This is a genomic window from bacterium, assembly GCA_030247525.1.
In the GTDB taxonomy this organism is placed as follows: Bacteria; Electryoneota; JAOADG01; order JAOADG01; family JAOADG01; genus JAOTSC01.
Genome location: JAOTSC010000112.1, coordinates 1 through 11,041, shown reverse-complemented (window position 1 = coordinate 11,041; position 11,041 = coordinate 1). Strand labels below are relative to the sequence as shown.

Below are 11,041 nucleotides of genomic sequence, written 5' to 3'. Positions count from 1 at the left end.
TCTTGTCTGTCGAATTCGTGAAAGATTTTCCTACAGTGGTTCGCGACTCGGGAACCATGTCGCGAACATTGTCGTCGGACAGACAGGGGCGTCTGTCCCTACTACTATCCTTTACGCCATCGGACAGGAATGTCCGATGTACAGTTCCTCCAGTAGTTCGTGAATCGCGTAGCTGGGCACGAACATTTCCTGAGGGCGTGCGCGGCACGCCCCTACTGTCCCCTGTCCCCGATTCCCTGTTCCAGTTATCCAAATGGTATTGCTTCGTCATTTCACTGCGGCTGTCAGCCTCGCGGCTGACGATCCTACGCTCCATTCCTCGCAAAGACAGACTAGTACCTCCAGTGGTTCGTGAATCGCGAAGCAGGTCACGAACATTTCCTGCGGGCGTGCGCGGCACGCCCCTACTGTTCCCTGTCTCCGGTTCCCTGTTCCCGTTATCCAAATGGGATTGCTTCGTCGCTGCGCTGCCTCGCAATGACAATTCAGATTTCTGATCCCCGAACCCCGAAATCCGATCCCCTTCAAGACCCTCGATGGACATCCGAATTTGGGACGGATCGAAACCGGGATGAACGATGAAATCGAATTCCAACTTTCCATCGTTTTCATACCATTCGATGTCGATCCCATCCCACACTTCGCGATAAATCACAGAAGAAAAGTTGCGACAATTTGGTGCCCACCGCGAAGAGTCGTTCCCCAAGAAGTAATTGTTCTTCCATGACAGTTCGTCGAGTGCTTCAATCGATTGTGCTTCGGTACGGTGTAAGGTGTAAGGTGTAGGGTGTAGGGTGGAAAAAGATTGGTGCAAGGTGTAAGGTGAAGGGTGTAGGGTAGAAAAAGACTGGTCAAGGTTTTCAGAATCATTTTTTGTTGACCTTTCACCATTCACCTTTGACCATTCACCTTTCACGAAGTGAAACTTGAGCGCATGACTTTTCATCGGATAGCGTGCCGGATGTCGTCGCAACATATCGGGTAAGTCGCGTTCGAATGGATCGACGATGGCTTCCTTGGTGCGGTCTTCTTTACTAACAAGGAGTGTAATTCCATCGCGTTCGAGGAACCATGTCATGCCATTCTTCGCTTGACATTTATACAGCACCCGCGAATCCCATTGCCCCTTGTTTTCAGTGAAGAAAAATGGGGAGGAAAGTGATTGGGTGGTACGCGATGGGTTAGGGGAGGCGAAGCTACTCATACAAACAGCGAGCATAAGAGCGAGTCGCGAAAACGCGAACAATTTTCGGAACATTGTTTCAGTCTCCCACCGTGACACATGAGCAGTTCGAGGTATCGTTGCCATTCCGCAGGGTATGTGTGTAGACACCGAAAAGATACGATTTCCCGAATCATCCTTCCAACGGTTTCTCCGGAAACGCCACACTTGATAAGTTTACTTGACAAAACTGGTTTTGTAAAGTATATTATATATAGTACAACGCTTGTCGAGTATCCTATGCCAACTGAACCAAACCTGCAATCGATCACATCCCCCTTGACGATGCCGATACGACATTGTCTCGTAATGTCACGCCCCTTCGGATCAAAACCGCGCCGCTTCGTTCTACCCGGACAACCGGTGGCATTAACCCCCTGCCGGATCCCGCAGGAGGAGTGGTCGGTCTGTTATGCCGACGAGTGTTATCTAAACGACAAGTGCCCCTCCTACGCCGGAAATCATCCACGCTTCTTCAAACCAACCCTCCCCGATGTGACCGGATTGGGAAGTGATGATGATTTCACACTGTTAAATATAATAGACTATTTGTAATGTATCGTACAAGGAAACAGCAATGATTCCGAAAGTAGAACCGATTCTCGACCTCGATCTCCTGCTGCGCGGCAACCAACCCTCACCGCCTGCGGAATCCGCCCGTGCGGAACCCACTCCGCCGCCGCCTGAGCGGGAGACCCCACCACCACTCATACAACGGCTTTGCGACGAGATTATCGCAAAGGCACGGCTGCTCGGCTGGCCCGAAGCTGAGCTGGAGCGGCTCGCCCGTTCCGGATCGGAGGATGACCTACTCGCCGCACGCGAACGCGTAGCCCGCGAACTGTCGCTCCGATTCGTCGTGCCGCCGTTGTACCCCGCCGATTCCGTTAGCGGGCAGACTTCATTCGATTATCAGCAATTCAAATAAATTGAGGGAACGGGGAACAGGGGACGGGAATTAGGCTATTCTAAGTTTGTGGATCGATGTGGATATTCCCGATAAAAAGAATTTCCGACATTTCATTTTCACTGTTCCCTATTCCCTGTTCCCTAACCACTATAATTAGGAGAAAGCAATGGCAAGTTCCTTTCCATTCGACAATGAAAACATCGGGGCGGGGCCGTTCCTGACCCTCAAGATTTCAACCACGACCAACCAAGGATTCACGCAAACCGATATCGATGCCGGTAACACCGCTTGTGTGATCTCTGCAAACAATACCGTCGCCAAAGGGGGCGCCGGCGAGCGGGTGTTCGGTAAAGTCATCTGGGTGAGTGAAGAACTTACGTCCGGTACCACCGTTCCGGTCTTGTGCAGCGTACAGGCACGCGGGGTCGCCCGGTTCAATTACACGACGACGGCGCCCGCTATCGGGAATTGGGTGGAAGTTGACGGCAGCGGGAAAGTGCGACAAGCGTCGACAGTCGCCGATGTCCCGGCCGGTGGTTTGAAACACAATGGATATGTAATCGCAGTCAATACCACGAATCAGACGTGCGATGTTTGGCTTGGTTAAGTTTCGGGGGATAGGGGTTCGGATTTCGGGGCTCGGAATTAGATTCGGGAATCAGAGCATACTATGTTTGCGGATCGCTTTCTGTGAGATGCTTACGAAGTGACTTCTTCTGATTGGTAAGGAGTTTTCCGACATGATCACATAATTCGAGTAACGCTACGTAGTTTGCTTCATCAATGTATGTTAGTCTAAACGACAACTCGATTTGAGTTTCCAACTCCGAAATCGAACCTTGAGCGAACGAAAGATGATGTAGATACTCTTTGGTTGATTGACGTCCAAATCCTTCGGCAATGTTGGAGGGAATTGATACCGCAGCCCGCCGCATTTGTGACGATAATCCGAACAACTCATGTTTGGGATACTTTTGTGTGATTTTATACGTGAATATCGCTAAATCCATCGATAGCTTCCAAACTCTAAGTTCACGAAAACTGTCCATCGTTACCTCATGCTTTATATGGTAATATGCTGCAAGTACAGTAACAATACAAGGATAGTTTTGTTTGTAACGAACCCCGAGCCCCGAATTCCTAATCCCGAGCCCCCTTCTAAAACCCAACACCCAACACCCTTGGAGAAAACACATGCTTGATCTTTCCCGCGCAGAAGCGCTGAAACCCACTATCCGCGACGCTTCCCGTTCCGGTAATCTCGCGCTCTATCACGAAGCGCAAAGCCGCGGATTAACCCTCACCGAATTATTGGAAGAATACGATCCATCGACCCGCAATGAAGCGGGAAAAATCGATTCGCCGCTTGACGCTTTCGAACGCCAATTAGCGGTTAATGATCTCGCAATTTCCGGGCGAAATGCCGCCACCGTCGAACAATTTTTAATGTCCGATGCGGCATTATTAGCCCCGGAATTCATTTTACGGGAAATTCGCTATGGAATGACGCTAATTCAGGATCCGGCGGACTTGGTCGCAGTGCAAGTCCCGGAAAAAGGCCCATCGACCAAGCCAGTCTATTTCAAAACTACCGATGTAAAAAAATCGGTAGCACGACAAGGGCAAGGCGCTGGTTTTCCAACAGTTACCGTTAATTATCGGGAAAAAGAAGCGGTTATGGTCGATCGTGGCCGTCAATTCGATTTTCCGTATCGGGTAATTCGCCATCAACGATTAACCGAATTTCGCGCTCTATTATGGGCAATCGGCGCGCAAATGGCGGCCGACGAATTGAAGGAAATCTATAATACGTTACGCAATGGCGACGGTACGTCCAGTGCGCCAAGCAATTCGTTTGCCGGAACGGCGGGAACCCTCGCCTATGGCGATTTGGTGCATGTCGCGCTCGATTTCGGCGCGCCGGCGCGGATGACCCATCTGCTGGCGGCAAAATCCGATGTCGAGAAAATTCTGAATATGACACAATTTCAGGATCCGGCGATTTGGCAGGGGAGCCAACTCATTGCGAAAGCCGGTATCCATGCGACGATTCAGCCGCTCAACAGCAAATTGACGCTGGTGGAAGGGGCGACGGCGACCGAATTGATTGCCATCGATAGCCGGTTTGCATTGCGGGAATCGGTTGCGCAGCCGCTCACCGTGGAAGCGGAGAAGGTGATTTCCGCGAAACTTGAAACGGCGGTAGTATCGAAGGAATCGGTCTATACGATTCTGCTCGACGACGCCGTCAAGCTCTGCGATTACTAAAGTAGGACGGACACTCCTGTCTGTCCACTGAGTAGGATAGACACTCCTGTCTGTCCATAAAGAATGGGAGTAGGGGGATAGGGGTTAGGGAATGGGTAGAAAACACTCGATTTCCGGATTGCCTATCCCCTTTCCTGTGTAGGGGTTTGTAGTGGTGGTTACGGGCTTCCAAGCCCATCCGATAGTAGGGACAGACGCCCCTGTCTGTCCGGTTGTGGGGTGTATGTTCTTACTATCCGGGTAGCGACAGGTCTCCAGACCTGTAAGTGTAGGGGCGCGATTCATCGCGCTCGTTTGTAGGGGCAGAACCTATGGTTCGCCCATCTTTGTGGACAGACAAGAGTGTCTGTCCTACAGTGTAGGGGTCGAATTAAATTCGACCCCTACACCCGAATACGGGCTTGGAAGCCCGTAACCACCCATCCTACAATCCCCCACCCCTGTTTTTTACAGGTCTGGAGACCTGTCGGTACCCACCATTTTTTCTTCCTAAACAGGCGGGGACGCCTGTCTCTACCCCTATTGCTTTACAGGTCTGGAGACCTGTCGCTACCCATCCCCTATTGCCCATTGCCTAACACCCATCACCCATCCCCCCACCCCCAACTGGAGACTCCTATGCAAATGATAAATGGTACTGTGAATTGGTTGAAAGCCAAGCGCTCGGTATCAACGATGCTGTTCGGACGAACAGTGACGAACTACTCGGTTCTACTGTTCGGTCCCGGTCAAATTGCCGCGGTCGGTGTCCCGATCCCGACGAATGGCAGATTGAAACGAATGATGGTCTATGATGGCTCCAATCTTTTCACCGTGGAGGATAACATCAATGTAAAAGCCGGTGATTTACTTTCGATCGCTGCGAATTATGCCAATCCTTACTTCACAATTGTTGCGCAATTAGGTAGTTCGCCTACTGCATTGTCCGTCGGGCAGATCAGCGGCAATCGCGATATACTGGCTTCGATTCTCATTGAACTCACCGACGACGAATGGAACCAATAACTGGGTATGACAGGTCTCCCGACCTGTAAAAAATAAGGAATAAACCAATGGCTTGGACGACAGTCGAGAATGTCCGGTTGCATTTAATCGGGCCGGTAAGTCCAGTGCGGACGATCCGGAATGAGTGGGCGATGATTAGCAGCGAGAGTAACGCGACCGTCAGCGTATTGCCAATTCGGGTCGATAGTGTGCGCGTGAAAGGTATTCTACAAGCGATACCTGCAATACGCGCGGTAACGCTCGACGGCGAGGGGTGGACACAGTTCACTTCGGAACAGGTGATACCGGGTAGCGTCGCGGTATTTGATGGTGAGTATCTTCACAATATGTTTGCCGAGGGTATCGATTTTATTATTGATTATGAAAACGGGAGAATCCGGCGGGAAGCCGGTTCGCAAATCAATTCGGGAAGTACAGTAACGGTATTTTACGGGAACTTTCAAGTGTTTGAGACGGGTGTCGATTACGACATCGAGTATGGCAGCGGGCGGATTATCTGGCTTTCCGGTTCACGGATTCCCGATCCTTACTTTATCGCGATCGATTACGATGTGTCCGATAGCGGCGCGACCGATGAATTGCTATCGCAATCGATTTTAGAAGCGGAAGCGAAAATTACCGCGCGCTTAACGCCACCCTATACCGCTCAATCGACTCACGCCTTGCTTACGGTGGGATCGACGGAGTTGAGCTGTGCTGTAGCGGCACAGGCGTTGGCATCGAAACCACTCGGGATGAGCCGTGATACCGCATCCGACGACCGAACGAAACGCTGGATGGAACTCGCGACGAAATTCGAAGCCGATGCCTGGAAAACGCTCGAACCATTCCTCCGGAAAGCGACCCGCCATGTCGGTTACGCGAAGAAGAATGGGTGACGTGGCCGCGACATTACCTTCGGTGAGCCGCAAGGCGGGTTCTTGTCGCGGTTGGGTGTTGGGCAATGGGCAATTGGGAATAGGGGGGTTCGGGTATCGGGGTTCGGACGAAGGGTAGGGGCGGTTCGCGAACTGCCCGAAATGATACGGGTCGAAGCGTTTCGACCCCTACCACCAATGCCACTCAACCTAATAAATTTTCATTTTTGCGAAAACTTCATTGACTGGTGTGATTTTCTTTGGTAGTATACAAAGGAAACCAACTTGCACGATGGAGGCGCGATGTTTTCGCAACGATTTTTCTCTCGACTGTTTCTACCTCTTCTCCTCTTTGGATCACTCTCACCTACCCTTGCGCAGGATAGTCTAAGTGTAAGTTGTGTCGGTCGGTTTTGGCATACATTCACGCGTGACGTTGCCATCCAGGGCAACTACGCCTATCTCGCCGATGGACTTGCCGGTCTTAGGATCGTCAACGTTAGTAATCCTAATTCTCCAGTTCAAGTTGGATTGCTCGATACGCGAGGAAACGCGAATGCAGTCTTTCTCGTAGGCGATTATATCTATGTTTCCGACGCTGAATCGGGAATTCAAATTGTCAACATTAGTAGTCCGACTCAACCTCAAATCGTTGGATCTTACGATACACCCGGCTATGCATGCGATATCTTTGTATCAGGAAGTTACGCTTACATTGCCGATCTCGATTCCGGTATGCAGATTGTAAACATTGTTAATCCAGCAACACCACAATTTGTTAGTCGTATATCTGCTTTAGGTCGGGCAAGCAATTTGGTCGTTTCCGGGAATTATGTTCATTTTGCAACCGGCTCGTTTTATTACATCTTCGATGTAACAAATCCTGCTGCTCCAACGCTTACAGGTTCTTACTCACACGATGGAACGCCATTCGATGTAACGGTACGAGGAAACTACGCATATCTCGCCAGTTACTCAGGATTATTGCGGATTATCGATATTGGAAATCCGGCAACTCCCGCCGTTGTTGGTTCTATCCGTTTGCCTGACGGTGCCTATGGAATCGCCCTTGCTGGAAATTACGCCTTTGTTGCGGATGGTCAGGCCGGATTACAGATTGTCGACATCAGTATTCCATCTACACTATTAATTGTTGGTTCCTGTTCGACACCGGATAATGCCCTTCATGTCGCGCTATCCGGTAGTTATGCTTATGTCGCCGACGCTTATCATGGATTGCAGGTGATTGGAATTAGTAACCCGGCCTTATCGCAAATTGCGGGTTTCTTCAGTGCTCCCGGTTTTGCAATTGACCTTTTCCTTTCCGAGAATCATGCTTACCTCGCAGAATACGAGTGTGGTATTCGAATTTTTACCGTCAGTAATCCTGCTTCGACTGTTTCGACTGGCTACATCGATACCGATTATCAAGCAGTGAATATATCTGTTTGCGGGAATTATGCTTATGTACCGCTTTATCTAAATGTGCCCCGAATCTTCAATATCAGCAATCCATCTGCACCACAGGAATGCGGTTCGATTGATTCATTTCGTACATTTTCGAGAATAACTTTCGCTGGAAATTATGCTTACCTTCTCGATTTTGCACGGGAACTTCAAATTCTGAATGTGACAAATCCTGCTGTCCCCTACCGCGTGGGAACCTGTTCTATTCTTGGTCAATATGGACGAATCGCGATAGCAGGAAATTTTGCCTATATCGCCTCTAATTACTCCGGATTGCAAATAATCGATGTTACGAATCCAACAGCTCCCACACCAGTTGGATTATACGATACCTCGGGCTCAGCTGATGATGTCGTCATTGTGGGAGACGTTGCCTATGTCGCTGATGGATATGCGGGATTATGTTTAATCGGGGTGAATAATCGCACCGCACCAGTAGAAATCGGTTCTTACAACGGCGGTTGGTATGCTCGTGCGGTTGCGGTAGTTCGACAGTATGCTTTTGTGGCTGCCGGCGACTCCGGTATTCGGGTGTTAAATATTGCCAACCCGCAGTCGATTCAGGAAGTCGGTCATTATGTTACCCAAGATCATGCCTACAGTATAGCGGTAGCTGACTCGAACATATATGTTGCAGCCGGTCAGGAATTCGGCATATACGATTGTTCGCAGGCATTGGGTGTCGTCGATCGAATCGGAGCCGAGATACCATCCGATTTCCGGATAGAAAAAATCTATCCGAATCCATTTAATGCGACGACAACGCTTACTTATACTTTACCCAATACTGCGAATGTGAAATTGGAATTGTTCGATATTAGCGGAAGAAGCGTCGGCACAGTATTCGATTGGACACAGGATGCCGGCACCTATTCGGTGAAAATCAAAGGGGAGTCGCTGACATCGGGAACGTACTTTGCGCATTTGAAGACAACACATCAATCGCGGATCGCAAAGTTTACCGTTTTGAAATAGAGGTTTAGTTCGGAAGCATCAACAATATCCACCGAGGAGAACATTGTGAGCACACCGATGAAGTTGGTTGCGATATTGACGCTCTTGCTGGCGCTTAGCGGTTTAGTCCCCGTTTCCGCGCAGGACAGCTTAGGCGTTAGTATGATGGGGCGGTTTCATTTTTCTCAGGCGACGTCAATCGTGGTGTCCGGGAATTATCTCTACCTTGCGGAAGTGAGTAACGGCGTAACCATTTTCGATATTTCCAACCCCTCGACTCCCGCACCAGTCGGCTCGATCTATAACGAAGGAAGTGCCGCCGATCTCGTAATCGTCGATACTACGTTGTTTGTGCTTGGCATAGATCGAATTTGTACCTACGACATACGCAATCCGCCTGCCGTGACGCAACTCTATATGCTCTCATTACCAACGGATAATCTCAATTTTACTATCGTCGACCACTATATCTATGTCGTAACCGTATCCCGTCGATTGATCGTTATCGAAGCGTTTCATCCGGGTGACTTGGTCGAACTCAGCCGTTTGCAGTTGAGTCATAGCGTAAGCGATGTGGCGCTCTTCAATCGACACGCGTACCTCCCGGGATATAACGGCACCGTTATCGTCAACGTAGCCGATCCGGCGGCGCCGGTCTTAGTGGGTCTCGATACGACGCTTGGCGATTGGACTACAGCAATTTCAATCGTCGGGAATACCGGACTCGTAAAATCGGAAACTGAGGGACTACTCGGGGTTTGGTTTCAGTCTCCCACGTTGTTGCGTCGGATCTGTACCTTCCCCAATTCAATCGGTTGTACTGCTTTTGCTTGGAACGACTCGCTGGCATTTTTAGCATTTCTCCACGGTTCGCTCCAAATTTACGATATCCGCAATTTGGCAGTTCCCCGCCTTCTAACAACGTTCGGGCAATTAGACTTTCCCGAATGTGTATACTTACAAGGAAATCGAGCGTTTGTATCGGATTATCACTTTGGTTTCCAAGTTCTCAACATCGCAACGCCATCGTCGCCCACCACCATCGGAAGTTACTCGCAACCCGGATTCATTCAACGGGTTGCGATCGCTTCTCCTTTCGCATATACCGCCTGCGGCGGGTATGGCTTGAAAGTTTTCGACTATCGAAATCCGTTCGCGCCTCGATTGGCTGGTACCTACGATACGCCGGGCAGTGTCATCGGGGTCGCGGTACAGAACCAATACGCTTACCTTGCCGACAGTACCGGCGGCTTGCGGATTGTCGAGGTAACCGATCCGGCGAATCCGGTACAAACCGGCGTACTAACCTATTTAGAGACGATTTTCGATGTTGCGGTTCGCGGGCAATACGCCTTCATTTTAGGCTCGCTGCACGGGTTGAAAGTCGTCGATGTTTCGCTGCCTGCTACACCAGTCGAAGTATCCCATTTCGATTCGCTTTTATCTGTGCCGCGCCGTCTCGTGCTCGATAGCAACTACGCATACATTGCCACCAGCAGTAATAGTGTGGTAGTGATCGACATTCGCGATCCGTTACAGCTGCGGTTTGTCGCGAGTATCCATGTTCCATTGGGTGTATATGGTATCGCGGTCTCCGGCACGACGCTCTTTTTAACCAGTAATACGGAATTGAAATCGTATGACGTCTCCGACCCCGCTTTGCCGGTGCAAGTCGGTCAGTATCAAACGCTGATTGGGAATGGTCAAATCTGGGCGTCCGGCGATTATGTATTTTGTTCCGTGTATACAACCGACCTTCTGGTGATAGATGCCAGCAATCCTTCAAACCTTCAACTTGCCGGTTTGTATAACTGCAGATTCCTCGCACCGGACGGTTCGATCGTTACGAACGGCGATACCCTCTTTGTTGGAGCACGGGAATCGTTCGGCATTTTTAATATCCACGAGGCAGTTCGCGTTATTGAACGCCCACCCAACGAAACGACTCCTACCGACTTCCGAATCGAGCAGCTCTATCCGAATCCATTCAATGCTTCGACTACTTTAATCTACACCCTTCCGAAATCGGCGAACGTGAGATTAGAATTATTTGATATTACCGGGAGAACGGTTGGCACAGTATTCGATTGGTCGCAGGATGCCGGCACCTATTCAGTGAAAATTAATAGTGACAATCTTTCCTCGGGGACCTATTTCGCATTTCTCTCGGCAGGTAAGCAATCCCTATCGCGGAAATTCGTTGTTCTAAAGTAGGGGCGTATTGCAATACGCCCTTACATACGGGGTACCGACAGGTCTCCAGACCTGTAATATCGGGGTGGTTACGGGCTTTCAAGCCCGTCTGATAGTAGGGGCAGAACCTATGGTTCGCCCCTGATTGTGACAGACAAGAGTGTC

General features: G+C 50.0%; 10 protein-coding genes. 8 read left to right on the top strand and 2 right to left on the bottom strand.

Translation table 11 applies throughout. The features are described from left to right. Window positions 1–1,258, bottom strand: a 1,258-nt coding sequence (locus tag OEM52_10500; protein ID MDK9700562.1) for a hypothetical protein, incomplete at its 3' end; no start/stop codon positions are given. A gap of 204 nt (window positions 1,259–1,462) precedes the next feature. Between OEM52_10500 and OEM52_10495 the strand changes: the two genes are divergently transcribed. The 3 genes from OEM52_10495 to OEM52_10485 all read left to right on the top strand — a co-directional run bounded on the left by OEM52_10495 (window position 1,463) and on the right by OEM52_10485 (window position 2,739). Further along, the gene (locus OEM52_10495) at window positions 1,463–1,777 is read left to right on the top strand and encodes a hypothetical protein (protein ID MDK9700561.1); all 315 of its coding nucleotides are present in this window, start codon (window positions 1,463–1,465) and stop codon (window positions 1,775–1,777) included. A gap of 22 nt (window positions 1,778–1,799) precedes the next feature. Then, a complete protein-coding gene (locus OEM52_10490; GenBank protein ID MDK9700560.1) occupies window positions 1,800–2,150 on the top strand; it encodes a hypothetical protein in 351 nt (116 codons plus the stop codon). A gap of 148 nt (window positions 2,151–2,298) precedes the next feature. Then, window positions 2,299–2,739: a hypothetical protein gene (locus OEM52_10485; GenBank protein MDK9700559.1), complete on the top strand. Its 441-nt coding sequence runs from the start codon at window positions 2,299–2,301 to the stop codon at window positions 2,737–2,739. A 61-nt stretch (window positions 2,740–2,800) separates the two neighbouring features. Here the strand turns inward: OEM52_10485 and OEM52_10480 are convergent, their stop codons facing one another. Beyond that, on the bottom strand, window positions 2,801–3,181 hold the full coding sequence (locus OEM52_10480; protein ID MDK9700558.1) for a four helix bundle protein: 381 nt from the start codon (window positions 3,179–3,181) through the stop codon (window positions 2,801–2,803). A gap of 145 nt (window positions 3,182–3,326) precedes the next feature. On the opposite strand from OEM52_10480, the gene OEM52_10475 reads away from it, so the two are divergent. The 5 genes from OEM52_10475 to OEM52_10455 all read left to right on the top strand — a co-directional run bounded on the left by OEM52_10475 (window position 3,327) and on the right by OEM52_10455 (window position 10,897). Beyond that, the gene (locus OEM52_10475) at window positions 3,327–4,400 is read left to right on the top strand and encodes a hypothetical protein (GenBank protein ID MDK9700557.1); all 1,074 of its coding nucleotides are present in this window, start codon (window positions 3,327–3,329) and stop codon (window positions 4,398–4,400) included. Window positions 4,401–5,018: 618 nt separating this feature from the next. Further along, the gene (locus tag OEM52_10470) at window positions 5,019–5,405 is read left to right on the top strand and encodes a hypothetical protein (GenBank protein MDK9700556.1); all 387 of its coding nucleotides are present in this window, start codon (window positions 5,019–5,021) and stop codon (window positions 5,403–5,405) included. A 47-nt stretch (window positions 5,406–5,452) separates the two neighbouring features. Continuing rightward, the gene (locus OEM52_10465) at window positions 5,453–6,283 is read left to right on the top strand and encodes a hypothetical protein (GenBank protein ID MDK9700555.1); all 831 of its coding nucleotides are present in this window, start codon (window positions 5,453–5,455) and stop codon (window positions 6,281–6,283) included. A gap of 282 nt (window positions 6,284–6,565) precedes the next feature. Further along, window positions 6,566–8,704 carry a T9SS type A sorting domain-containing protein gene (locus tag OEM52_10460; protein MDK9700554.1) on the top strand — a complete coding sequence of 713 codons (2,139 nt, stop codon included), beginning with the start codon at window positions 6,566–6,568 and terminating at the stop codon, window positions 8,702–8,704. A 45-nt stretch (window positions 8,705–8,749) separates the two neighbouring features. Beyond that, window positions 8,750–10,897, top strand: a complete 2,148-nt coding sequence (locus OEM52_10455) for a T9SS type A sorting domain-containing protein (protein MDK9700553.1) — start codon at window positions 8,750–8,752, stop codon at window positions 10,895–10,897. Window positions 10,898–11,041 lie beyond the last annotated feature (144 nt).

Bases quoted from the DNA above. Each gene is read 5' to 3' on its own strand.
- OEM52_10470 (MDK9700556.1), top strand. From the start codon at position 5,019: ATGCAAATGATAAATGGTACTGTGAATTGGTTGAAAGCCAAGCGCTCG.
- OEM52_10490 (MDK9700560.1), top strand. From the start codon at position 1,800: ATGATTCCGAAAGTAGAACCGATTCTCGACCTCGATCTCCTGCTGCGC.
- OEM52_10460 (MDK9700554.1), top strand. From the start codon at position 6,566: ATGTTTTCGCAACGATTTTTCTCTCGACTGTTTCTACCTCTTCTCCTC.
- OEM52_10485 (MDK9700559.1), top strand. From the start codon at position 2,299: ATGGCAAGTTCCTTTCCATTCGACAATGAAAACATCGGGGCGGGGCCG.
- OEM52_10480 (MDK9700558.1), bottom strand. From the start codon at position 3,181: ATGGACAGTTTTCGTGAACTTAGAGTTTGGAAGCTATCGATGGATTTA.
- OEM52_10465 (MDK9700555.1), top strand. From the start codon at position 5,453: ATGGCTTGGACGACAGTCGAGAATGTCCGGTTGCATTTAATCGGGCCG.
- OEM52_10495 (MDK9700561.1), top strand. From the start codon at position 1,463: ATGCCAACTGAACCAAACCTGCAATCGATCACATCCCCCTTGACGATG.
- OEM52_10475 (MDK9700557.1), top strand. From the start codon at position 3,327: ATGCTTGATCTTTCCCGCGCAGAAGCGCTGAAACCCACTATCCGCGAC.